Raw genomic sequence first — 23,220 nt, forward strand, 5'->3', positions numbered from 1 at the left:
GTTTGAGGCGGAGTTTACGGCAAAGGTTCCCCTGCGTCGACCGCGACAATGCCCGTACAATGGCTGGCCTATCTCAGGCCATGTGCCATTCTCTTCAGATTGGATTTCGAGGAGCGCTGGATGCCGCTTGCATCGCTCAAGCCTTTGCGTCGCTGGATCTGGCGAGCCTTTTTGCAGAGTGCATTGATTCCCCTGGTGCTGGTGGAGTCCGTGCTGATCGGTGTCTACCTCTACACCAACGAGTCCATCCGTGAGACGCAGATAGGCTATTTGCAGAGCAGTGCGCTGCAGGATCTGGATCGAGCGGTACGCCGCGAGGGACAGGTGATCGATGAGCGGTTGCGCGCCATCGAAGCTCAAGTCGGTATTTATCGTGATGCGGTCGCCGAGGCTTTGCAGGATCGTCGCTTTCAGCCGGACGAACTCGAACGCATGCGCCATGCCAGCACCCCTGATGGCGTTTTCTACAGCCGCAGTGATGATGGCCGAGCGGCTTCCTTTTATGCGGCTAGTACGCCCGTCGAGCAGCAGGATCGGGAGAAGGCGCTGCGCCTGTCGCGCCTCGATCCACTGATGCGCTCGCTCCAGCAAGCCGATCCGCTAGTGGCGGCGGTCTACTTCAACAGTTGGGACAGCTACAACCGCATCTATCCCTATTTCGATGTGCTGCAGCAGTACCCGCATGACATGGTCATCCCGCAGTACAACTTCTATTACCTGGCTGACGCCAAGCACAACCCGAGCCGCGGGACAGTGTGGACCGAGGTCTATCTCGACCCGGCCGGCCTGGGCTGGATGTTGTCGGCTATTGCTCCGGTTTACCGTGACGACAAGCTCGAGGGCGTGGTCGGTCTAGATGTGACCGTCGGCCAGATGCTCAGCAAGATCGGTAACCTGCAGGTCCCCTGGCAGGGTTATGCGCTGCTGGTGGGCAGTGACAACGAGATCATGGCGTTGCCTGAGGCGGGCGAACGCGACTTCGGTTTGCGCGAGCTGACCGATTACTCCTATGCCGAAGCGGTGCGCCGCGAGGTACTGAAACCGGCTGATTTCAAGCTGGATCGTCAGCCGGGGCTGCAGTCATTGCTGGCCTCCATGGCTGAGCAGCGTCATGGCGTGCAGGAGGTGCAGCTTGGCGGGCGCAGTCAGCTGATGGCCTGGAGTGAGGTGCCGCAAACTCACTGGCGCCTGCTGATGGTCGTGGATGAGGCGAATATCTTTCGTGAAACCAATGGCCTGGCTGAGCAGTACCAGGCCATTGGTTATTTGCTGATTGCCGGTCTGGTGTTCTTTTACCTGCTGTTCGGCAGCTGGATGTGGCTGCGTTCGCGGCGTCTGAGCGATCAGCTGGCTGAGCCAATTACCGGCATAGTCGGAATGATGCGCAGCCTGGGGGCTGGCGAACGTCAGCCTCTACCTCCGCCAACCAACATCCGTGAGCTGGCGGAGATGGCGGAAGAAGTGCAGCACGCGGGGCAGCAGCTGCAACTCAGCGAGCAGGGCCGAGAGTCGGTGCAGCGTACTCTGGAGTTGGTGCTGGAGAGCACCACCGAGAGCCTCTGGGAAGTCGATGCGGCGAGCTTGAGCATTCGTATCAGCGAACGTTTCGTTCGGCGTTTTGGTTTGCGTGACAGTAATCTGCCGTTCGCCGAGTTCAACCAGCGCGTACATCCCGATGATCTGCCGCGCGTGCGTCATCTGCGCCTGAGCATGGCTGAAGAAAGCCAGGTGGATTTCTTCGAGGCTGAGTATCGCTATGCCGATGCTCAGGGGCATTACAGCTGGCTGCTCAGTCGCGGCAAGGTCATCGAGCGTGATCGCGAAGGGCGCGCCGTGCGCGCGGCCGGCACTCATGTGGACATCTCCCGGCTCAAGCAGGTGCAGGATGAGCTGCGCCGGGCGAGCCTGGAGGCGCAGGCGGCCAGTCAGGCGAAGAGCCGTTTCCTCTCGAGCATGAGTCATGAGTTGCGCACGCCGCTCAACGCTATCCACGGTTTTGCCCAGTTGATCGAGCTTGAGGCACAGGACCAGGCCGGACGTGAGCAGGAGGCCGAGTACGCCCGTGAAATTGTCGTGGCCAGCCGGCACCTGACGTCGCTGGTCGACGATATTCTCGACCTCTCCAGCATTGAGAGTCGCCAGCAGCAGTTGCAACTGCAGGCCATCGATATCGGCCCCCTGCTTCGGGGGTGTGCCGAGTTGGTGCAGCCCGAGGTGCAACAGCGGTGCCTGCAATTACAGGTACAGGATGAAGCCAGTGCTCCGCTGTTCGTGCTGGCTGATCCGCGGCGCTTACGTCAGGTGATGCTCAATCTGCTGTCCAACGCCATCAAGTACAACAGTCCGCAAGGGCTGATTCGCATGGGGTACGAGGTGCGCCCCGGCGGTGTGCGGCTATGGGTCGAGGACAGTGGTTCGGGATTGACCGCAGAGCAGCAGCAGAGTCTGTTCCAGCCCTTCCAGCGGCTGGGGCGGGAAAACTCGAATATTCCTGGTACGGGTATCGGTTTGGTGCTGTGCCGCGAACTGGCGGAGTTGATGGGCGGGGAGATGGGCTTTGCCAGTGATGTGGGTTTGGGCAGCCGTTTCTGGATCGAGTTGCCCAGTGCCGCGGAGCCAGAAGCGGTAGCTGAAGCTGCCGCGCAACAGATGCAGCGATCGCCGGAGGCGTTGCTTCCGGTGCTGTGCGTGGAGGATCACCCTGCCTGCATGCGTGTGCTTCAGGAAGGTTTGCGCGACATTGCGCGAGTCGAGGGCGTGCCTTCAGTGCGCCGAGCCATGCTGTACCTGGCAGAGCTGACGCCAGCGCTGGTATTGCTGGATATTGACCTGCCCGATGGCAGTGGCCTGGAAGTGCTGGAGTTGATGCGCAGCAAGCCGCACCTCGCTGATGTGCCTGTGCTGGTGGTCAGTGCCGCAGCGGACGAGGAGCTTTTGGCCGAGGCCCGTGCCATGGGCGCTGCGGCCAGCCTGCTGAAGCCTGTGGATCTGCAGCAACTGCGCAGCATGGCGCTGTCGTTGCTGGGGCATAAGGCTTAGGGGCTCGCAGTGGCGTCCCAGTTCTTATTCGCTGGCTTGCAGCAAATTTAGCGCCTCATTGAGCACCTTGACCGACTCGCTGTGGTCGCCGGCTTTGTGCAGCTCCTCGCCCTCTGCGCGCAGGCGCTGTACTTCGGCCAGAACTTCTGGGTCGGCTGGCGGATCGCTCTTGAGCAATTGATCGATCTGGGCCATATCCTGTGGGCAGTGCATGGCCCAGAGATTGCCGCTGAACAGGCCGGCGCCGAGCAGGCCGAGCGCGAGCAGTTGGGATATCCGACGCATGGTGCACCTCCTGAGCAGGGCTGGAGGTTTGAGTATAGAAAGCCCGGCGCAGGGAGTCGGTCAGCCTGACGAGCGAGCCGACTATCGATTCAGTGCCCGTCGCAGCAGTCTGCCCAGTGCTTCTTCTTCGAGGTATGGCCGATGCCGGGGTTGAGCGTGTTGCTCGGGTCCAGCTCGCGGTAGAAGCCGGCCAGCGCGGGCTTGGCCACGTAGAGGTGGCCGACATTGTGCTCGGCCGGGTATTCGGCGCGGCGCTCGTCGAGCAGGGCCCACATGCGGTGTTCCATGGCCAGCGGGTCGACCCCCTTCCTGATGATGTAGTCCTGGTGGAACACGTGGCAGAAGAAGTGCCCGTAGTAGAGCTTGTGGAGGATCTGCTCCTCCATCTCGGTCGGTAGCACCTCCACCCAGTCGCGGTCGTTGCGGCGCAGGGCGATGTCCAGCGGCACGATATCTTCCACGCTGCTTTGGTGCACCTCGCGATAACGAATCGCCGCGCCGGCGATGGCGAAACGGTGCAGGAAGGCCTTGCGTCCTTCCTCGGCATCACACTCGAAGAAGGCGCCGCTGCTGTGCTGGCCGAAGTAGTCGGCGAGGAAGGCGCGGGTCGCCTCCTTGGTGTCATCGGAAACCCGCACCAGCAGGTGATGCTCGTAGCGGTCGCGGTAGTCGCGCATGCGCTTGGGCAGATGGCTGGGCAGCAGGTTCATCAGGGGCTGCAGTATCCGGTCGGTCACGCCGCGCAGGCCGAGGCGCTCGAAGAAACCGTCGACCCGGCTCTTCATGGCGAAGGCGGCGGGCACCTTGGCCGTGCCGAAGGTGTCGATCAGCAGGAAGGTGTCCTTGCCGTATTTTTCGCCGATGTCGAAGGCCGTACGGTGGATATACTCGCCGGCGATCGGCAGGCGCGGTAGATGGGCGAGCAGGTGGCGACGTACTTCGGTGAGATCGTGCGGGTCGTTGCTGCCGATATAGAACACCGAGCTGGCTTCTTTGGCGTAGGTGTCCAGGCGCACGGCGAACAGGCACAGCTTGCCGGCTGAGCCGGAGGCCTCGAACAGGCGCGAAGGGTCGGCGTTGAAGCGCGCCGGGGTGTCGGCGTCGACATCGCGCACGTGCTCGCCGTAGCGCTCGTCCGAGGCCTTGCCGATATCGTCGTTGCGAATCTGCTGCGGGCTGTAATCGCCCTTTTGCAGGCGGGTGAGGATTTCCTCGGGGCTGTTACCCAGCTCGATGCCGAGGTGGTTGACTAGCTCCAGCGAGCCGTCGGCCTTGACCTGCGCGTACAGCGCCAGCTCGGTGTAGGCAGGGCCGCGGCGTACCAGGGCGCCGCCGGAGTTGTTGCACACCCCGCCGAGCACCGAGGCGCCAATGCAGGATGAGCCGATAACTGAATGGGGCTCGCGGCCCAGCGGGGCCAGGGCCTGCTCCAGGCGGTCGAGGGTGGCGCCGGGCAGGCAGACCACCTGCTGGCCATCGTTGATCAGCTGAACGCCGGTGATGCGCAGGGTGCTGACCAGCACGATCTCGCGGTCATAGTCGTCGCCGTCCGGGGTCGAACCACCGGTCAGGCCGGTGTTGGCCGCCTGCATGATGACGATGCGGTCAGCCGCCACGGCGGCCTGCAGCACGCGCCACTGTTCCAGCAGGGTGCCGGGGCGAACCACGGCCAGCACGCCGCCTTCGCCACAGCGATGGCCCTTGCGGAAGCGCCGGGTGCTCTGCTCGTCGGTGAGGACGTGGTCGGCGCCCACGGCGTCGTGCAGTTGGGCGAGCAGGGTTTCGCGGCTGACAGCGGTCATACTCAGAACTCCTTGACCAGCGAATCGCGGCTGATTTCGCTGATGGATTTGGCGCCGGTCAGGGTCATGGCGACGCGCATTTCCTTGTCGAACAGCTCCAGCAGGTTGCTCACGCCGGCACCGCCGGCGGCGGCCAGGGCGTAGACGAAGGCGCGGCCGAGCATGACGCAGTCGGCGCCGAGGGCGAGCATGCGCACCACGTCGAGACCGGTGCGGATGCCGGAGTCGACCAGGATCTTCAGGTCACCCTTCACCGCGTCGGCAATCGCCGGCAGGGCGCGGGCGCTGGACAGCACGCCGTCGAGCTGGCGGCCGCCGTGGTTGGACACCACGATGCCGTCGGCGCCGAAGGTCACTGCGTCGCGGGCATCTTCCGGGTCGAGGATGCCCTTGATCACCATCGGGCCGTCCCAGAATTCGCGAATCCACTCCAGGTCTTTCCAGGAGATGGACGGGTCGAAGTTGGCGCCCAGCCAGCCGATGTAGTCGGCCAGACCGGTGGGGTTGCCACGGTAGGTGGAGATATTGCCCAGGTCGTGCGGCTTGCCCAGCAGGCCGACGTCCCAGGCCCAGGCCGGGTGAGTCATGGCCTGCAGCACGCGGCGTAGCGGCGCGTTGGGGCCGCTCATGCCGGAGTGGGCGTCGCGATAACGGGCGCCGGGCACTGGCATGTCGACGGTGAACACCAGGGTGGTGACGCCGGCGGCCTTGGCCCGCTCCAGGGCGTTGCGCATGAAGCCGCGATCTTTCAGCACATACAGCTGGAACCACATCGGGCGGTCGATGGCCGGCGCCACTTCCTCGATCGGGCAGACCGAGACGGTGGACAGGGTGAAGGGAATGCCCTTGGCCGCTGCCGCCTTGGCCGCCTGCACTTCACCGCGGCGCGCGTACATGCCGGTCAGACCGACAGGCGCCAGGGCCACCGGCATGGCCAGCTTCTCGCCGAACAGCTCGGTTTCTAGGCTCAGCTCGGCCATGTTGCGCAGTACGCGCTGGCGCAGGGCGATGTCGGCCAGGTCGGCGACGTTGCGCTTCAGCGTGTGCTCGGCGTAGGCGCCGCCATCGATGTAGTGGAACAGGAAGGGCGGCAGCTTGCGCTGGGCGGCGGCTCGATAGTCGGTGGAGGCAGAGATGATCATGGGCAGATTTCCGTGAAGTCTGTTACGACCATGCCCTGCGCGGGCAGGGCATGGTCAGGCTGCTATTCAGACCCCTTGCAGTGGGTCGCTGATACCGAAGACATGAATCGCCAGCAGAGCGATCACTCCAGTAAAGAGCACGTAGTACAGGGTCGGCCACACCGTCTTACGCAGGGTGCTGCCTTCGCGCCCGAGCAGGCCGACCGTGGCGGAGGCGGCCACTACGTTGTGGATCGCCACCATATTGCCGGCGGCGGCGCCGATGGCCTGTACGGCGACGATCAGCGCGGTGGAGATGCCCAGGTTGTGCGCCACGCCGAACTGGAACTGGCTGAGCATCATGTTGCTTACCGTGTTGGAGCCGGCGATGAAGGCGCCCAGTGCACCGACGCTCGGTGCCAGCAGCGGGTAGACGCTGCCGACGCTGTCGGCGACGTAGCGCGCCATGCTGATCGGCATGCTGGCCAGCTCGGCGGCGTTGACCCCGGAGTTGATCAGGATGCGCACCATCGGCACGGTGAACAGCAACACGAAGCCGGCGCCGAGCAGCACGCTGGAGGACTCCTTGACGGCGGCAACCATCTCGCGGGCCTTCATGCCGTGCAGGAAGAAGGTGGCGATGACCACGGCGACCAGAATGCCACCCGGCAGGTACAGCGGCATGAAATCGGCCTTGATGCCGGCCTCGCCGAGGATGTCCGGGAACACCAGCACCACCGACTTCAGCGCGGCGCCGATGTCGGGGAATACGCGGCTGATCACCAGCAGGGCGCCAACCATTACGTAGGGCAGCCAGGCACGCAGGGTGCTCATCGGGTGGGCGGTGAGGCTGTCCAGCTTCATTTCCACGCTACCCAGCCACTCGCTCGGCCACTCGCTGGCCGGGGCAAAGTCCCAGGTCTTCTTCGGCACCAGGAAGCCGAAGCGCGCCGCCGTGGTGACGATGGCCAGACCGATCAGGCCGCCGAGCAGGGAGGGGAACTCCGGGCCAAGCAGCACGCCGGTGGCAGCGTAGGGCAGGGTAAAGGCCAGGCCAGCGAAGATGGCGAAGGGCAGCACTTCGAAACCGGCTTTCCAGCTTTTCTCGCGGCCGAAGAAGCGCGTCAGCATCAGCACCATCAGCAGCGGCATCAGGGTGCCGACGGTGGCGTGGATGATCGCCACTTCACTGGTGATCAGCTGCAGGTAGGCTTCCCAGCTGGAGCCGTGGGCCGCGAGCTGGCTGCCGATACCGGCGCTGTCCAGGCCGCTGTTGACGCCGACGATGATCGGCGTGCCGACCGCGCCGAAGGACACCGGGGTGCTCTGCACCATCATGCCGAGCATGACCGCGGCCAGCGCCGGGAAGCCGATGGCGACCAGCAGCGGAGCAGCGATGGCGGCCGGTGTGCCAAAGCCCGAGGCTCCTTCGATGAAGCAGCCGAACAGCCAGGCGATGATCAGCGCCTGAATGCGCCGGTCCGGGCTGATGGTGGTAAAGCCGGCACGAATTGCGGTGATGCCGCCGGAGTGCTTGAGGGTGTTCAGCAGCAGGATGGCGCCGAAGATGATCCACAGCACACCGCCGGTGATGATCAGGCCCTGCAGGGTCGAGGCGAGTACGCGGTTGAAACTCATGTCCCACACCGTCAGGGCAATGCCGGCAGTGAGCAGGTAGACCAGCGGCATGGCGCGCTTGGCGGGCCAGCGCAGGCCGATCAGCAGGATGGCGGCGAGTAGGATGGGCGAGAACGCCAGCAGGGCGAGCAGTCCGGAAGACATGGGATGACTCCGATCAGTGGCGCGCCAGGCGCGGCAGTGAATGGGACATGGGAGATACCTCGGCGCTTGTTGGATTTGTTGGTCGCGCTTTGATTAATTGGTAATACCAATTTACAAAGTGTCGGGCTCAGGGTAAAAGTCGGCCTTGTCGCCTGTCAATTTTCACGCCTTCGACTTTGGTCGCAGGGCATCGGCTTGCTGGGCTTGCTGGGTGGCGGATAGGCTTGCCGGAAACACCGGCCTGGCGCCGGGTAATAGGCAGTGGAGCGGGTTATGGAAGTGGGGCAGGTGCGGCAGCGCCGCTTGTCGGACGATATCGTCAGCCAACTGGAGGCGATGATCCTCGAGGGCACGCTCAAGGCGGGCGAACGGTTGCCGGCGGAGCGCCAGTTGGCCGAGCAGTTCGGCGTCTCGCGGCCGTCACTGCGTGAGGCGATCCAGAAGTTGGTGGCGCGCGGCCTGTTGGTCAGCCGGCAGGGTGGCGGCAACTATGTGGCGGCACAGCTGGGCTCGACCTTCAGCGATCCGCTACTGCAACTGCTGGAAGACAATCCCGATGCCCAGCGCGACCTGCTGGAGTTCCGCCATACCCTGGAAGGCTCCTGCGCCTACTATGCGGCGCAGCGTGCTACGCCGGTCGATCACCAGCGTCTGCGCGCTGCCTACGACGCCTTGCAGGCCTGCTACGCCGAGGGCAGCAAGGCGACTCGCGCCGAGGAGGGGGCGGCGGATGCGCGTTTCCATCTGGCAATTGCCGAGGCCAGCCACAACGCCGTGTTGCTGCACACCATCCGTGGTCTGTTTGATCTGCTCAAGCACAACGTGGTGACCAATATTGGCGGCATGTATCTGCAGCGTGGCGAGACGCGTGAGCGTCTGCGCGAGCAGCATAGAGAGTTGTTCGAGGCCATTGTCGAAGGCCGGGCTGAGGAGGCGCGCGAACGCTCCAGTCGGCATATCGATTATGTGCGCGAGGTGCTGGAAGAGGGGCAGCAGGAGGTCAAACGCCTGGCACGTGCCCAGCGCCGCGGCATCTGACCAGGCAGAAGAAAGGGCGCCTTGGCGCCCTTGCTGTCAATCGTCGTCGCGACTGCCCTTGACCTTGGTACGCATGGCGCGCTGAACCTCGCGGTCGGCGTCACGCTCCTTCTCGGTGTGGCGTTTGTCGAAGTCCTTCTTGCCCTTGGCCAGGGCGATCTCGCACTTGATCAGGTGCGCCTTCCAGTAGATCGACAGCGCCACGCAGGTGTAGCCCTTTTGCTGTACGGAGCCGAACAGCTTGTCCAGCTCGCGCTTGTTCAGCAGCAGCTTGCGGGTGCGGGTCGGGTCGGCGATCACATGGGTGCTGGCGGTGGTCAGCGGGGTGATATGACAGCCCATCAGCCAGGCTTCGTCATCCTTGAGCAGGATGTAGCTGTCGACCAGCTGCGCCTTGCCGGCGCGCAGGCTTTTCACTTCCCAGCCAGCCAGGACGAGGCCAGCCTCGAACTTGTGCTCGATGAAATAGTCGTGCAGCGCCTTTTTATTCAGCGCGATGGTCCCGGAGGGATGTTTCTTCTGTTTGGCCATAGGGCGCGCATTATAGGGAGTCGCCACGGCGCTGGCGACAGCTGCGCTTGAGGGGGCAGGTCGAATTCCGCACAATGCGCGCTTATTTGCGCCTGCCTGGGCGGCGCTGCAGTTGTGGAAATGAAGGCTGATGAGCACGCGAATTCAACGCTCGGCGCTGCTGCCCTATCCGGCGCAGGCTCTCTATGATCTGGTCAACGATGTGGCCAGCTACCCGCAGTTTCTGCCCTGGTGCGCGGCTTCCGAGGTGCTGGAGGTGAGCGAAGCGCATATGCGTGCCAGTCTGACGGTGGCCAAGGGCAATATCAGCCAGCGGTTTGTGACGCGCAATCAGCTGTTACCCGGACAGAGCATCGAGATGCAGTTGGAAGAGGGGCCCTTCAGTCAGTTGCAGGGCGTCTGGGAGTTCAAAGCTCTGGGCGACAAGGCCTGCAAGATCAGTCTCGATCTGACGTTCGATTACGCGGGCTCGTTGGTGCGGGCGACGCTCGGTCCGCTGTTCACCCAGGCGGCGAATACCATGGTTGATGCCTTTTGCCAGAGAGCCAAGCAACTCTATGGATAAAGCCAATATCGTCATCGAGGTGGTTTACGCTCTCGCTGACAAGCAAAAGTTGCTGAGTCTCAGTGTGCCGGTGGGTACCACGGTGCGAGAGGCGGCCCTGCGCTCCGGGCTGGATGCACATTTTCCCGGTTTGGACCTGCACACGGCGCCGTTGGGTATTTTCGGCAAGGCCGTGGCCAAACCGGATGAGCGTGTATTGGAGGAGGGGGAGCGGGTTGAGATCTACCGCCCGTTGATTGCCGATCCCAAGGAAGTGCGCAAGCAGCGTGCCGCGAGGGCGGCGCAGGCCAAGGCAGATGAGTGAGCGTTAGCCGTAAATGAAAAACCCGGCGTTGGCCGGGTTTTTTGTGCATCTTTTACTGGGGCTGTGGATCCAGCGGCTCTGGAATCGGTACGGCTACAGGCTCTGCGGCGTCGACTTCCTGCTGAATCTGTTCCAGCAGCGAGCCTGGCTTGGCCGGTTCTTCCACTTCCTGCACCTGCGGTGCGGTGACTGCGCTGCCGGTATCTTCGCCGAGGATTTCCTGGTCGCGGCTCACGCCTGGCATGAAGTCGCCGGCCAGGCCGATCAGCTGATCATTGCTGTCGAACATCAGCGCGATACGTTCCTGATAGCGCTGACGTCCGCCTGGCTGGGTGCTGTACAGGTAGTCCCAGCGCTTGGCGTGGAAGGTGTCGGTAATCAGCGGGTTGCCCATGATGAAGCGCACCTGACTCTGGGTCATTCCGGGCTTCAGCTGGTCTATCATGTCTTGCGTTACGACATTGCCCTGCTGGATGTCGATTTTGTAAACCCCGGGAAACGAACAGCCGGCGAGTGCGAGCAGACCCACGAGAGTGAGGCTGGGCAGCAGGAGCTTGGTGTTTTGCATCGGTGGGTGACTTCCACTATCTTGGCTGGGCAAATAAACCCCGATCATACCCGTATAAACGGGAGCTGCGAAAGCAGCAGCCACGAGAAAGCTGACCATGGTTGAAAACAACGAACTGCGCAAAGCCGGCCTCAAGGTCACTCTGCCGCGCGTGAAAATTCTCCAGATGCTCGATTCGGCCGTATCCGGCCAGCGTCACATGAGTGCTGAAGATGTCTACAAGGCCTTGATGGAGGCGGGTGAGGACGTGGGGCTGGCCACCGTCTACCGTGTACTGACCCAGTTCGAGGCAGCTGGCCTGGTCGAGCGGCACAATTTCGATGGCGGTCACGCCGTCTTTGAGCTGGCCGACGGCGGCCACCACGACCATATGGTTTGCGTGGATAGCGGCGAGGTGATCGAGTTCTTCGATCCGGAGATCGAGAAGCTGCAGAAGGACATCGTCAAGCAGCACGGCTACGAGCTGGTCGATCACAATCTGGTGCTCTACGTGCGCAAGAAGAAATAAGCGCGGATTACCTGGCAAAAAAGGCGCCTTGAAAGGCGCCTTTTTTATTGGCCCTGGCTTCAAGCCTGAGCGCTGGTGACCATCTTGCGCGCGTGTTGCAGCGACTCCTCGGTGAGGTCGACGCCACCCAGCATGCGCGCCACTTCCTCGACGCGCTGGGCGGTATCCAGGCTGGCCACGGCGGTGCGGGTTTCGCTGCTACCGCGCTGCTTGTGTACGAACAGGTGGTTGTGCCCCTGGGCCGCCACCTGCGGCAGGTGGGTGACGGTCAGTACCTGGCCACGCTCGCCGAGACGACGCAGTAGCTGGCCGACCACTTCCGCAGTCGGCCCGCCGATGCCGACGTCGACTTCGTCGAACACCAGAGTCGGCACCCGCGAGGTCTGTGCGGTAATCACCTGGATGGCCAGGCTGATGCGTGACAGCTCGCCACCCGAGGCTACCTTGGCCAGGGATTTCAGCGGTTGGCCGGGGTTGGCGCTGACCAGGAACTCCACCTGTTCCAGGCCATGGGGTTGCGGCTCTTCGCTGTCTGCTGCCTGCAGTTCGATGCTGAAACGGCCGCCGGGCATGCCCAGGGTCTGCATCTCAACCTGCACGGCATCGGCCAGACGGTTCGCTGCCTGCTGGCGCAGGGCGCTCAGCTCGCTGGCCTTTTCCTGGTAGTGGCGAGCGTAGGAGGCCAGCTCCTCGCCGAGCCGCTCCACGGCCTCGTCGTCGGCATTCAGGCTTTCCAGTTCCTCCAGTAGACGCTGCTGCAGTTCAGTCAGCTCGAAGGGTTGTACGCGATGTTTGCGCGCCAGGCTGTAGATGGCGTCGAGGCGTTCTTCCAGCCATTGCTGACGCTGCGGATCAGCGTCGAAGTGATCGATGAAACGATTGAGTTCGCCGACTGCCTCCTCGACCTGGATCTGTGCGCTGGCCAGCAGGCTGGTGGCTTCGCTCAAGGCGCCTGGCTGGTTGTTGAAGGCTGTGAGGCGATTGAGGCTGGCGGTGAGGGCTGAGAGCACATTGCCTGCATCACTTTCGCTGCACAGGTCGAGCACCTGGCGACAGGCGCCGAGCAGTTGTTCGGCGCTGCTCAGGGTCTTGTGTTCCTGCTCCAATTGTTCCAGCTCGTTGTCGCCCAGGGCGAGGTTGTCCAGCTCTTCCAGCTGATAGCTGAGCAGTTGGTGGCGAGCGCGTTGTTCATCACCGCTGGAAGACAGGCGCTGCAGCTCCTGGCGGGTCTGGCGCCAGCGCTGGGCGGCCAGTTGCACCTGGCGCGCCAGTTCCTGGCTACCGGCGTACTCGTCGAGCAGGCGGCGATGAGTGTCGGGTTTGAGCAGCGATTGATGCTCGTGCTGGCTGTGGATGTCGATCAGCAGCTCGCCGAGAGCCTTGAGGTCGCCCAGTGGGCAGGGCGTACCGTTGATATAGCCGCGCGAGCGGCCTTCGCTGGTGATGACGCGGCGCAGAATGCACGGGCCGTCGTTGTCCAGGTCGCGCTCGGCGAGCCAGGTGCGCGCCTCGTCGATGTCGCTCAGGTCGAAGCTGGCGAGAATGTCGGCCTTGTCCGCGCCCGGGCGCACCACGCCACTATCGGCGCGGTCACCCAGGGCCAGGCCGAGGGCGTCGAGCATGATTGACTTGCCGGCGCCGGTTTCGCCGGTGATCACGCTCATGCCGCGCTGCAATTCCAGATCCAGGTGTTCGACGATGGCGTAGTTGTTGACCGACAGGTGCACCAGCATGGTAAGCGCTCCCAGAAGTGTGTGCTGGGTATTTATACAGTGTTTTGTTCGTCGGCGGCAATAACCCTTGAAACCCTGCGGATGAGCCCCATATAGGAGGCCAGAAGCGCGGGCCATGACCCGCTGTCGCATTCACAGGAGGACCCAATGGCAGACGAACAGACCCTGGACACGGCGCAAGCCGAAGACAACCTGGCCCCTGAGGCGAACGCCGAGACCGATCTGGGCGCTCGTGTGCAGAGCCTCGAAGAGCAGTTGGCTGCCGCTCAGGATCAGTCCCTGCGCATGGCTGCCGACCTGCAGAACGTGCGCCGTCGCGCAGAGCAGGATGTGGAGAAGGCGCACAAGTTTGCCTTGGAAAAGTTCGCCAATGACTTGCTGCCGGTGGTCGACAGCCTGGAGCGTGGCCTGGAGCTGACCAGTGCGGCCGATGAGGCGAGCAAGGCGATGCGTGAAGGCATGGAGCTGACCCTCAAGCTGTTCATCGACACTCTCAAGCGTTACCAGTTGGAGGCGGTCGATCCGCACGGCGCGCCGTTCAATCCGGAGCATCACCAGGCCATGGCGATGGAAGAAAGCATTCATGCCGAGCCGAACACCGTGCTCAAGGTGTTCCAGAAGGGCTACCTGCTCAATGGCCGTCTGCTGCGCCCGGCCATGGTCGTGGTCAGTAAGGCGCCGACCACGCCGCCACCGTCCATCGACGAGCAGGCTTGAAATCGTCGGTAACGCCCCCATCTACAGTGCAAGCGATTCAGTAGCTGACGCCGCGTGAATAAACCGCGGCGGACTCAAGGTTAAAGACAAGTTTCGGAGAGATTGAACATGGGCAAAATCATCGGTATCGACCTGGGGACCACCAACTCCTGCGTCTCCATTCTGGAAAACGGCAACGTCAAGGTCATCGAGAACGCCGAAGGCGCTCGTACCACCCCGTCCATCATCGCCTACGCCAATGATGGCGAAATCCTGGTTGGCCAGTCGGCCAAGCGTCAGGCAGTGACCAATCCGCACAACACTCTGTACGCGGTGAAGCGTCTGATCGGTCGTCGCTTCGAAGAAGACGTGGTACAGAAAGATATTCAGATGGTGCCGTACAAGATTGCCAAGGCCGACAACGGTGACGCCTGGGTGGAGGTCAACGGCCAGAAAATGGCCCCGCCGCAGATCAGCGCCGAAGTTCTGAAGAAGATGAAGAAGACCGCCGAGGACTACCTGGGCGAGCCGGTGACCGAGGCGGTGATCACCGTTCCGGCCTACTTCAACGACAGCCAGCGTCAGGCCACCAAGGACGCCGGCCGGATCGCCGGTCTGGACGTCAAGCGCATCATCAACGAGCCGACTGCTGCCGCACTGGCTTATGGCATGGACAAGGCCAAGGGCGACCACACCGTGATCGTCTATGACCTGGGTGGCGGCACTTTCGACGTGTCGGTGATCGAGATTGCCGAAGTTGACGGCGAGCACCAGTTCGAAGTGCTGGCCACCAACGGCGACACCTTCCTCGGCGGTGAAGACTTCGACATCCGTCTGATTGACTACCTCGTCGACGAGTTCAAGAAAGAAACCGGCATGAACCTCAAGGGTGACCCGCTGGCCATGCAGCGCCTGAAGGAAGCCGCCGAGAAAGCCAAGATCGAGCTGTCCTCCAGCCAGTCGACCGACGTCAACCTGCCGTACATCACTGCCGACGCCAGTGGTCCGAAGCACCTGAACGTGAAGATCTCCCGTTCCAAGCTCGAAGCCCTGGTTGAAGACCTGGTGCAGCGCACCATCGAGCCGTGCCGTATCGCGCTCAAAGACGCCGGTATCGACGTCGGTTCGATCAACGACGTGATTCTGGTCGGTGGTCAGACCCGCATGCCGCTGGTGCAGAAAGCTGTTGCTGACTTCTTCGGCAAGGAAGCGCGCAAGGACGTCAATCCGGACGAAGCCGTGGCCATGGGTGCTGCGATCCAGGGTGCGGTGTTGGCAGGTGACGTGAAAGACGTGCTGCTGCTCGACGTGTCCCCGCTGACCCTGGGTATCGAAACCATGGGCGGTGTGATGACCGCGCTGATCGAGAAGAACACCACCATCCCGACCAAGAAGTCGCAGGTGTTCTCCACTGCAGACGATAACCAGAGCGCCGTGACCATTCACGTGCTGCAGGGCGAGCGCAAGCAGGCCGTGCAGAACAAGTCGCTGGGCAAGTTCGACTTGGCCGAGATCCCGCCGGCTCCGCGTGGTGTGCCGCAGATCGAGGTGACCTTCGACATCGACGCCAACGGCATCCTGCACGTGTCCGCCAAGGACAAGGCCACCGGCAAGCAGCAGTCCATCGTGATCAAGGCCAACTCTGGTCTGTCTGATGAAGAAATCGAGCGTATGGTGCGTGACGCCGAGGCCAACGCCGAGGAAGACCGCAAGTTCGAAGAGCTGGCTGCCGTGCGCAACCAGGGCGACGGTCTGGTCCACGCCACTCGCAAGATGATCACTGAGGCGGGCGATAAGGCTACTGCCGAGGAGAAGGCGGCGATCGAGAAAGCCATCGGCGATCTGGAAACCGCGCTCAAGGGCGACGACAAGGCTGAGATCGAAGCCAAGATCAACGCGCTGTCCGAGGCCACCACGCCGCTGGCGCAGAAGATGTACGCCGAGCAGCCGCAGCCGGGCGCCGAAGCCCAGGGCGCCGAGGCTGCCAAGGATGCCGCTGACGACGTGGTCGACGCCGAGTTCGAAGAGGTCAAGGACAACAAGTAAGTCCTGGGGCTTGCTGTGTTCTGCCGGCCGGCGTCATTCGGTCGGCCGCTCGACCACGCGGGGGCTTGCTCCCGCGTTGGCGTGTCTGGAGCGACCAAATTGAGGTGTTGAGGATTTATGGCCAAACGTGACTATTACGAAGTGCTCGGTGTGGAGCGCGGCGCCAGCGAAGCGGAGCTGAAAAAGGCTTACCGTCGCCTGGCGATGAAGTACCACCCGGACCGCAATCCGGACGACAAGGCGGCGGAAGAGAAATTCAAGGAAGCCAACGAGGCTTACGAGATTCTGTCCGACGCAGGCAAGCGTTCGGCCTATGACCAGTACGGTCATGCCGGCGTCGATCCGCAGATGGGCGGTGGCGGCGGCGCGGGCTTTGGTGGTGCCAACTTCTCCGACATCTTCGGCGATGTGTTCAGTGACTTCTTTGGGGGCGGTGGTCGCGGCGGCTCGCGTGGCGGTGCTCAGCGCGGCAGCGACCTGCGCTACACCCTGGAGCTGGATCTGGAAGAGGCGGTGCGTGGCACCACGGTGACCATTCGCGTGCCGACCCTGGTGGGCTGCAAGACCTGCGATGGCTCGGGTGCGAAGAAGGGCACCAGTCCGGTGACCTGTACCACCTGTGGTGGCATCGGCCAGGTGCGCATGCAGCAGGGCTTCTTCTCGGTGCAGCAGACCTGCCCGCGCTGCCATGGCAGCGGCAAGATGATCAGTGACCCCTGCGGCAGCTGTCACGGTCAGGGTCGTGTGGAAGAGAGTAAGACGCTGTCGGTCAAGGTGCCGGCAGGCGTCGATACCGGCGATCGCATTCGCCTGTCCGGCGAGGGTGAGGCCGGCTCCCATGGCGGGCCGGCGGGTGACCTGTATGTGGTGGTCAACGTGCGCGAGCACGCGATCTTCCAGCGTGACGGCAAGCACCTGTACTGCGAGGTGCCGATCAGCTTCGCCGATGCGGCGCTGGGCGGCGAGCTGGAAGTGCCGACCCTGGATGGCCGGGTCAAACTGAAGATTCCGGAAGGCACCCAGACCGGCAAGCTGTTCCGCCTGCGCGGTAAGGGCGTGGCCCCGGTGCGAGGTGGTGGTGCGGGCGATCTGATGTGTCGCGTGGCGGTGGAAACGCCGGTCAACCTGAACAAGCGCCAGCGTGAACTGCTTGAAGACTTCCGCAAGTCGCTGGAAGGCGACAGTTCCCACTCGCCCAAGGCCAGCGGCTGGTTTGACGGCATGAAGCGTTTCTTCGGCGATATCTAAGCGCCAGCCGGCATCCCGAGCGGGTGTCGGCCGGGTGTGATCAAGAACAGGCTCTGGCCCGCGCGCTCGTGGGCCGGCACTGAGGGCACAGATAATGCGACGTATTGCAGTGATGGGCGCCGCCGGGCGCATGGGCAAGATCCTCATCGAGGCCGTTGGTCAGGCGCAAGGCGCAGAGCTGACCGCGGCCATCGATCGTCCGGACAGCAGCTTGATCGGTGCCGATGCGGGTGAGCTGGCGGCACTGGGCAAGATCGGCGTCACGTTGGTCGGTGATCTGAGTGCTGCGCTGGATCAGTTCGATGTGCTGATTGACTTCACGCATCCCTCGGTGACCTTGAAGAATCTGGAGGTCTGCCGTCAGGCGGGCAAAGCCATGGTCATCGGCACCACCGGCTTCTCGCCGGAGGAAAAGCAGTTGCTGTCAGAGGCGGCCAAGCAGATTCCGATCGTGTTTGCCGCCAACTACAGCGTCGGGGTCAATCTCTGTCTGAAGCTGCTGGATACCGCGGCGCGTGTGCTGGCCGATGAGGTCGATATCGAAATCATCGAAGCGCATCACCGGCACAAGGTCGATGCGCCATCCGGTACTGCGCTGCGTATGGGTGAGGTGGTGGCCAATGCGCTGGGGCGTGACCTGCAGAAGGTGGCGGTCTACGGTCGCGAAGGCCAGACCGGTGCGCGCGAGCGCGAGACCATCGGCTTCGCCACCGTGCGTGCCGGCGACGTGGTGGGGGATCACACCGTGCTGTTCGCCGCTGATGGCGAGCGCGTGGAAATCACTCACAAAGCCTCCAGTCGCATGACCTTCGCCAAGGGTGCGGTGCGTGCCGCGCTTTGGTTGCAGGCGCAGCCTGCGGGGCTTTATGACATGCAGGACGTGCTGGGGCTGAACTGAATGCCTTTTCGGTCCATGCAAACGGTGGACCGAAAAGGGACTTTCCTGTAAGCTTCCCGCTTTAGTGTGTCCACTAAAAGTTACGCAGAATGAATCAGATAAAGAAGCGGGGTGACGGTCAATACGTCATCCCGCTTTTTTACAACCTGCGTTTGAGCAAGCAGCAGATCTAAGGGAGGTCTTCTTGACTAAGCCAGCCATACTCGCACTCGCCGACGGCAGCATTTTTCGCGGCGAAGCCATTGGTGCCGATGGCCATACCATTGGTGAGGTGGTGTTCAACACCGCCATGACCGGCTATCAGGAAATCCTCACCGATCCTTCCTATGCCCAGCAGATCGTTACCCTGACCTACCCGCACATCGGCAATACCGGCACCACGCCGGAAGATGCCGAGTCCAATCGCGTGTGGGCGGCCGGCCTGATCATTCGCGACCTGCCGCTGATCTCCAGCAACTGGCGCGACAAGCAGCCGCTGGATGAGTACCTGAAGGCAAACGGTACCGTTGCCATCGCCGGCATTGATACCCGTCGCCTGACCCGCATCCTGCGCGAAAAAGGTGCGCAGAATGGCTGCATCCTGGCTGGCGATGACGCCACCGAAGAAAAGGCGCTGGAGCTGGCGCGCAGCTTCCCGGGCCTGAAGGGCATGGACCTGGCCAAGGAAGTGACCTGCAGCGAGACCTATGAGTGGCGCTCCAGCGTGTGGAGCCTGGAAAGCGATAGCCACCCGGAAATCCCTGCCGGTGAGCTGCCTTACCACGTGGTCGCTTACGACTACGGCGTGAAGGTCAACATCCTGCGCATGCTGGTCGCTCGCGGGTGCCGCCTGACCGTGGTGCCGGCCAAAACCCCGGCCAGTCAAGTGCTGGCGCTGAATCCGGACGGCGTGTTCCTCTCCAATGGCCCTGGCGACCCCGAGCCATGCGACTACGCTATCGCCGCCATCCAGGAAGTGCTGCAGACCGAAATTCCGGTATTCGGCATCTGCCTCGGCCACCAGCTGCTGGCCCTGGCCTCCGGCGCCAAGACCGTGAAGATGGAAACCGGTCACCACGGTGCCAACCACCCGGTGCAGGATCTGGATTCCGGCGTGGTGATGATCACCAGCCAGAACCACGGTTTCGCCGTGGATGAGGCGAGCCTGCCGGCTAACCTGCGCGCCACCCACAAGTCGCTGTTCGATGGCACCCTGCAGGGCATCGAGCGCACCGACAAGGTGGCCTTCAGCTTCCAGGGGCACCCAGAAGCCAGCCCTGGTCCGCACGACGTGGCCCCGCTGTTCGACCGCTTCATCGAAGCCATGGCCAAGCGCCGCTAAGCCCTGCCGACTGACCCAAGGATTCGAGTAAGAAACATGCCAAAACGTACAGACATCAAAAGCATCCTGATCCTCGGCGCCGGCCCCATCGTCATCGGCCAGGCCTGCGAGTTCGACTACTCCGGCGCGCAGGCGTGCAAGGCTCTCAAGGAAGAAGGCTTCCGCGTCATCCTGGTGAACTCCAACCCGGCCACCATCATGACCGACCCGGCCATGGCCGACGCCACCTACATCGAACCGATCAAGTGGGCCACCGTGGCCAAGATCATCGAGAAGGAACGCCCGGACGCCCTGCTGCCGACCATGGGTGGCCAGACCGCACTGAACTGCGCGTTGGATCTGGAGCGCCACGGCGTGCTGGAGAAGTTCGGTGTCGAGATGATCGGCGCCAACGCCGACACCATCGACAAGGCTGAAGACCGTTCGCGCTTCGACAAGGCGATGAAATCGATCGGCCTGGCCTGCCCGCGCTCGGGTATCGCCCACAGCATGGAAGAGGCCTACGGTGTACTGGAGCAGGTAGGTTTCCCCTGCATCATCCGTCCGTCCTTCACCATGGGCGGCACCGGTGGCGGCATCGCCTACAACCGTGAAGAGTTCGAAGAAATCTGCGCCCGTGGTCTGGACCTGTCGCCGACCAACGAGCTGCTGATCGACGAATCGCTGATCGGCTGGAAGGAATACGAGATGGAGGTGGTCCGCGACAAGAAGGACAACTGCATCATCGTCTGCTCCATCGAGAACTTCGACCCGATGGGCGTGCACACCGGCGACTCGATCACCGTCGCCCCGGCGCAGACGCTGACCGACAAGGAATACCAGATCATGCGCAACGCCTCGCTGGCGGTGCTGCGTGAGATCGGCGTGGAGACCGGTGGCTCCAACGTGCAGTTCGGCATCTGCCCGAACACCGGGCGCATGGTGGTCATCGAGATGAACCCGCGGGTGTCGCGTTCCTCGGCACTGGCCTCCAAGGCCACCGGCTTCCCGATCGCCAAGATCGCCGCCAAGCTGGCTGTCGGTTACACCCTTGACGAGCTGCAGAACGACATCACCGGCGGTCGCACCCCGGCGTCCTTCGAGCCGTCCATCGACTACGTGGTGACCAAGGTTCCGCGCTTTGCCTTCGAGAAGTTCCCCAAGGCCGATGCCCGCCTGACCACCCAGATGAAGTCTGTGGGCGAAGTCATGGCTATCGGCCGTACTTTCCAGGAATCGGTGCAGAAAGCCCTGCGCGGTCTGGAAGTGGGCGTTGCCGGCTTTGATCCGAAGCTCGACCTCAACGATCCGGAAGCGGAGAGCACCCTGCGCCGCGAGCTGACCGTGCCGGGCGCCGAGCGTATCTGGTATGTAGCTGACGCCTTCCGCGCTGGCAAGAGCGTCGCCGAGGTGTTTGACCTGACTCGCATCGACGAGTGGTTCCTGGTGCAGATCGAAGATCTGATCAAGGATGAGGAAAAGGTTAAGACCCTTGGTTTGTCCGGTATTGACTACGAGCTGATGCGCAAACTCAAGCGCAAGGGCTTCTCCGACGCGCGTCTGGCCAAGCTGCTCGGCGTGACCGAGAAGAACCTGCGCAGCCATCGCCATAAACTGAAAGTGCTGCCGGTATACAAGCGTGTGGATACCTGCGCCGCCGAGTTCGCCACCGATACCGCCTACATGTACTCGACCTACGAGGAAGAGTGCGAGGCGAATCCGAGTGGTCGCGACAAGATCATGATCCTCGGCGGTGGCCCCAACCGTATCGGCCAGGGCATCGAGTTCGACTACTGCTGTGTACACGCGGCGCTGGCAATGCGTGAAGACGGTTACGAGACCATCATGGTCAACTGCAACCCGGAAACCGTCTCCACCGACTACGACACCTCCGATCGCCTGTACTTCGAGCCGGTAACCCTGGAGGACGTGCTGGAAATCGTCCGCGTCGAGCAGCCGAAAGGTGTGATCGTGCAATACGGCGGCCAGACTCCGCTGAAGCTGTGCCGCGCCCTCGAAGAAGCCGGCGTGCCGATCATCGGTACCAGTCCGGACGCCATCGACCGTGCCGAAGACCGCGAACGCTTCCAGCAGATGGTCCAGCGCCTCGGTCTGCGCCAGCCGGCCAACGCCACCGCGCGCAGCGAAGACGAGGCCCTGGCCCTGTCCAAGGGTATCGGCTATCCGATGGTGGTGCGTCCGTCCTACGTACTGGGCGGTCGTGCGATGGAAATCGTCTACCAGGAAGAAGAGCTCAAGCGCTACATGCGCGAAGCGGTGAAGGTATCCAACGACAGCCCGGTGCTGCTCGACCACTTCCTCAACTGCGCCATCGAGGTGGACGTGGATGCGGTGTGCGACGGTGAGACCGTAGTGATCGGCGCCATCATGCAGCACATCGAGCAGGCCGGCGTGCACTCCGGTGACTCCGCGTGCTCGCTGCCGCCGTACTCGCTGCCCAAGCACATCCAGGACGAGATCCGTGAGCAGGTCAAAAAGATGGCCCTGGAGCTCGGCGTGGTTGGTCTGATGAACGTGCAGATGGCGGTGCAGGGCGAGGACATTTACGTCATCGAAGTGAACCCGCGCGCATCGCGTACCGTGCCGTTTGTCTCCAAGTGCATCGGCGAGTCGCTGGCCAAGGTGGCTGCACGCGTGATGGCTGGCAAGAGTCTGGCTGATGTGGGCTTCACCCAGGAAATCATCCCGCCGTTCTTCAGCGTCAAGGAAGCGGTGTTCCCGTTCAACAAGTTCCCGGGCGTCGACCCGATCCTCGGTCCAGAAATGAAGTCGACTGGTGAGGTCATGGGTGTTGGCGACAGCTTCGGTGAAGCCTTCGCCAAGGCCCAGGCGGGTGCCAACGAGATCCTGCCTAACACCGGCTGCGCCTTCATCAGTGTGCGCGAGGACGATAAGGCCGAGGCCGTGCAGGTCGCCCGCGATCTGGTGAGCCTGGGCTTCGAAGTGGTCGCCACTGCTGGTACGGCCAAGCTGATCGAGGCTGCCGGCCTGCCGGTGCGCCGCGTGAACAAGGTGACCGAGGGTCGCCCGCACGTGGTCGACATGATTAAGAATGACGAAGTCACGCTGATCATCAACACCACTGAAGGTCGTCAGTCCATCGCTGACTCCTATTCCATTCGTCGTAACGCTCTGCAGCACAAGATCTATTGCACCACCACCATTGCGGCGGGGCAGGCGATCTGTGAGGCGCTCAAGTTCGGTTCGGAGAAGACCGTGCGCCGTCTGCAGGATCTGCATGCAGGAATCAAGGCATGAATAAATACCCCATGACCGTCCAGGGTGCTCGCGCCCTGGAGGAAGAGCTGGCGCACCTGACCAAGGTGCGTCGTCCAGCACTGAGCCAGGCGATCGCCGAGGCGCGTGAGCTGGGCGATCTCAAGGAGAACGCCGAGTACCACGCCGCTCGTGAAGAGCAGGGTATGGTCGAAGCACGTATTCGCGATATCGAGGGGCGTCTGCAGCACGCGGTAGTCATTGACGTCACCACGATTGCCCACACCGGTAAGGTGATCTTCGGTACTACCGTGGATATCGCCAACGTCGAGACCGACGAGAGCGTGACCTACCAGATCGTCGGTGAGGATGAGGCCGACATCAAGGCCGGCAAGCTCTCCGTCAGTTCACCTATCGCCCGCGCGCTGGTTGGCAAGGAAGAGGGTGACGTAGTGGCTGTGCAGACACCCAGTGGCCTGGTTGAGTACGAGATTGTCGAAGTCCGCCATCTTTAAACGC

General features: G+C 62.8%; 19 protein-coding genes. 12 read left to right on the forward strand and 7 right to left on the reverse strand.

The genetic code is table 11. The features are described 5' to 3' along the window. Positions 1-120 precede the first annotated feature (120 nt). Positions 121-3,039: an ATP-binding protein gene (locus P7A97_RS06180; RefSeq protein ID WP_277689045.1), complete on the forward strand. Its 2,919-nt coding sequence runs from the start codon at positions 121-123 to the stop codon at positions 3,037-3,039. 24 nt (positions 3,040-3,063) lie between these two features. On the opposite strand, the gene P7A97_RS06185 is transcribed toward P7A97_RS06180, so the two are convergent. From P7A97_RS06185 to P7A97_RS06200, 4 genes are all read right to left on the reverse strand, one after another. After that, positions 3,064-3,324, reverse strand: a complete 261-nt coding sequence (locus P7A97_RS06185; RefSeq protein WP_277689046.1) for a hypothetical protein — start codon at positions 3,322-3,324, stop codon at positions 3,064-3,066. Positions 3,325-3,413: 89 nt separating this feature from the next. Then, complete coding sequence (gene dld / locus P7A97_RS06190) at positions 3,414-5,126, reverse strand: D-lactate dehydrogenase (protein WP_277689047.1); 1,713 nt, start codon at positions 5,124-5,126, stop codon at positions 3,414-3,416. Positions 5,127-5,128: 2 nt separating this feature from the next. Continuing rightward, positions 5,129-6,268: an FMN-dependent L-lactate dehydrogenase LldD gene (lldD, locus tag P7A97_RS06195; protein WP_277689048.1), complete on the reverse strand. Its 1,140-nt coding sequence runs from the start codon at positions 6,266-6,268 to the stop codon at positions 5,129-5,131. A gap of 66 nt (positions 6,269-6,334) precedes the next feature. Continuing rightward, positions 6,335-8,029, reverse strand: a complete 1,695-nt coding sequence (locus P7A97_RS06200; protein WP_277689049.1) for an L-lactate permease — start codon at positions 8,027-8,029, stop codon at positions 6,335-6,337. A 273-nt stretch (positions 8,030-8,302) separates the two neighbouring features. On the opposite strand from P7A97_RS06200, the gene P7A97_RS06205 reads away from it, so the two are divergent. Continuing rightward, entirely contained in the window at positions 8,303-9,067 is a 765-nt protein-coding gene (locus P7A97_RS06205) for an FCD domain-containing protein (RefSeq protein WP_277689050.1), read from the forward strand. A gap of 36 nt (positions 9,068-9,103) precedes the next feature. Here P7A97_RS06205 and smpB read toward each other — a convergent pair whose 3' ends face one another. After that, positions 9,104-9,598, reverse strand: coding sequence for an SsrA-binding protein SmpB (smpB, locus tag P7A97_RS06210; RefSeq protein WP_277689051.1), 495 nt, complete (start codon positions 9,596-9,598; stop codon positions 9,104-9,106). A 130-nt stretch (positions 9,599-9,728) separates the two neighbouring features. Between smpB and P7A97_RS06215 the strand changes: the two genes are divergently transcribed. Continuing rightward, positions 9,729-10,163, forward strand: coding sequence for a type II toxin-antitoxin system RatA family toxin (locus tag P7A97_RS06215; RefSeq protein WP_277689052.1), 435 nt, complete (start codon positions 9,729-9,731; stop codon positions 10,161-10,163). Next, complete coding sequence (locus P7A97_RS06220) at positions 10,156-10,467, forward strand: RnfH family protein (RefSeq protein WP_277689053.1); 312 nt, start codon at positions 10,156-10,158, stop codon at positions 10,465-10,467. Before P7A97_RS06215 ends, P7A97_RS06220 begins: the two co-directional genes overlap by 8 nt. A 52-nt stretch (positions 10,468-10,519) precedes the next feature. Here P7A97_RS06220 and P7A97_RS06225 read toward each other — a convergent pair whose 3' ends face one another. Then, positions 10,520-11,035 (reverse strand): outer membrane protein assembly factor BamE, encoded by a 516-nt coding sequence (locus tag P7A97_RS06225; protein ID WP_277689054.1) that lies wholly within the window; start codon positions 11,033-11,035, stop codon positions 10,520-10,522. A 97-nt stretch (positions 11,036-11,132) separates the two neighbouring features. Here P7A97_RS06225 and fur point away from each other — a divergent pair, with 97 nt between their 5' ends. Next, a complete protein-coding gene (gene fur, locus P7A97_RS06230) occupies positions 11,133-11,543 on the forward strand; it encodes a ferric iron uptake transcriptional regulator (protein WP_277689055.1) in 411 nt (136 codons plus the stop codon). Between the two features lie 59 nt (positions 11,544-11,602). On the opposite strand, the gene recN is transcribed toward fur, so the two are convergent. After that, a complete protein-coding gene (recN, locus tag P7A97_RS06235; RefSeq protein ID WP_277689056.1) occupies positions 11,603-13,276 on the reverse strand; it encodes a DNA repair protein RecN in 1,674 nt (557 codons plus the stop codon). Positions 13,277-13,399: 123 nt separating this feature from the next. Here recN and grpE point away from each other — a divergent pair, with 123 nt between their 5' ends. The 7 genes from grpE to greA all read left to right on the forward strand — a co-directional run bounded on the left by grpE (position 13,400) and on the right by greA (position 23,216). Then, positions 13,400-13,993: a nucleotide exchange factor GrpE gene (gene grpE, locus P7A97_RS06240; protein WP_277689239.1), complete on the forward strand. Its 594-nt coding sequence runs from the start codon at positions 13,400-13,402 to the stop codon at positions 13,991-13,993. A gap of 108 nt (positions 13,994-14,101) precedes the next feature. Then, positions 14,102-16,018, forward strand: coding sequence for a molecular chaperone DnaK (gene dnaK / locus P7A97_RS06245; protein WP_277689057.1), 1,917 nt, complete (start codon positions 14,102-14,104; stop codon positions 16,016-16,018). A 117-nt stretch (positions 16,019-16,135) separates the two neighbouring features. Continuing rightward, on the forward strand, positions 16,136-17,266 hold the full coding sequence (gene dnaJ, locus P7A97_RS06250; RefSeq protein ID WP_277689058.1) for a molecular chaperone DnaJ: 1,131 nt from the start codon (positions 16,136-16,138) through the stop codon (positions 17,264-17,266). Positions 17,267-17,360: 94 nt separating this feature from the next. Then, positions 17,361-18,164, forward strand: coding sequence for a 4-hydroxy-tetrahydrodipicolinate reductase (gene dapB, locus P7A97_RS06255; protein ID WP_277689059.1), 804 nt, complete (start codon positions 17,361-17,363; stop codon positions 18,162-18,164). 184 nt (positions 18,165-18,348) lie between these two features. Then, positions 18,349-19,485, forward strand: a complete 1,137-nt coding sequence (carA, locus tag P7A97_RS06260; protein ID WP_277689060.1) for a glutamine-hydrolyzing carbamoyl-phosphate synthase small subunit — start codon at positions 18,349-18,351, stop codon at positions 19,483-19,485. Positions 19,486-19,521: 36 nt separating this feature from the next. Next, positions 19,522-22,743, forward strand: a complete 3,222-nt coding sequence (gene carB / locus P7A97_RS06265) for a carbamoyl-phosphate synthase large subunit (RefSeq protein ID WP_277689061.1) — start codon at positions 19,522-19,524, stop codon at positions 22,741-22,743. Continuing rightward, positions 22,740-23,216 carry a transcription elongation factor GreA gene (gene greA, locus P7A97_RS06270; protein WP_277689062.1) on the forward strand — a complete coding sequence of 159 codons (477 nt, stop codon included), beginning with the start codon at positions 22,740-22,742 and terminating at the stop codon, positions 23,214-23,216. The genes carB and greA overlap by 4 nt, the downstream gene beginning before the upstream one ends. Positions 23,217-23,220 lie beyond the last annotated feature (4 nt).

This window comes from Pseudomonas sp. GOM6 (assembly GCF_029537485.1).
GTDB lineage: Bacteria > Pseudomonadota > Gammaproteobacteria > Pseudomonadales > Pseudomonadaceae > Aquipseudomonas.

Excerpts from the sequence above, each read along its gene's own strand:
- greA (WP_277689062.1), top strand. The coding sequence starts at position 22,740 with ATGAATAAATACCCCATGACCGTCCAGGGTGCTCGCGCCCTGGAGGAA.
- recN (WP_277689056.1), bottom strand. The coding sequence starts at position 13,276 with ATGCTGGTGCACCTGTCGGTCAACAACTACGCCATCGTCGAACACCTG.
- P7A97_RS06200 (WP_277689049.1), bottom strand. The coding sequence starts at position 8,029 with ATGTCTTCCGGACTGCTCGCCCTGCTGGCGTTCTCGCCCATCCTACTC.
- dapB (WP_277689059.1), top strand. The coding sequence starts at position 17,361 with ATGCGACGTATTGCAGTGATGGGCGCCGCCGGGCGCATGGGCAAGATC.
- lldD (WP_277689048.1), bottom strand. The coding sequence starts at position 6,268 with ATGATCATCTCTGCCTCCACCGACTATCGAGCCGCCGCCCAGCGCAAG.
- smpB (WP_277689051.1), bottom strand. The coding sequence starts at position 9,598 with ATGGCCAAACAGAAGAAACATCCCTCCGGGACCATCGCGCTGAATAAA.
- carB (WP_277689061.1), top strand. The coding sequence starts at position 19,522 with ATGCCAAAACGTACAGACATCAAAAGCATCCTGATCCTCGGCGCCGGC.
- dnaK (WP_277689057.1), top strand. The coding sequence starts at position 14,102 with ATGGGCAAAATCATCGGTATCGACCTGGGGACCACCAACTCCTGCGTC.
- P7A97_RS06220 (WP_277689053.1), top strand. The coding sequence starts at position 10,156 with ATGGATAAAGCCAATATCGTCATCGAGGTGGTTTACGCTCTCGCTGAC.
- P7A97_RS06180 (WP_277689045.1), top strand. The coding sequence starts at position 121 with ATGCCGCTTGCATCGCTCAAGCCTTTGCGTCGCTGGATCTGGCGAGCC.
- P7A97_RS06185 (WP_277689046.1), bottom strand. The coding sequence starts at position 3,324 with ATGCGTCGGATATCCCAACTGCTCGCGCTCGGCCTGCTCGGCGCCGGC.
- P7A97_RS06215 (WP_277689052.1), top strand. The coding sequence starts at position 9,729 with ATGAGCACGCGAATTCAACGCTCGGCGCTGCTGCCCTATCCGGCGCAG.
- dnaJ (WP_277689058.1), top strand. The coding sequence starts at position 16,136 with ATGGCCAAACGTGACTATTACGAAGTGCTCGGTGTGGAGCGCGGCGCC.
- fur (WP_277689055.1), top strand. The coding sequence starts at position 11,133 with ATGGTTGAAAACAACGAACTGCGCAAAGCCGGCCTCAAGGTCACTCTG.
- P7A97_RS06205 (WP_277689050.1), top strand. The coding sequence starts at position 8,303 with ATGGAAGTGGGGCAGGTGCGGCAGCGCCGCTTGTCGGACGATATCGTC.
- dld (WP_277689047.1), bottom strand. The coding sequence starts at position 5,126 with ATGACCGCTGTCAGCCGCGAAACCCTGCTCGCCCAACTGCACGACGCC.
- P7A97_RS06225 (WP_277689054.1), bottom strand. The coding sequence starts at position 11,035 with ATGCAAAACACCAAGCTCCTGCTGCCCAGCCTCACTCTCGTGGGTCTG.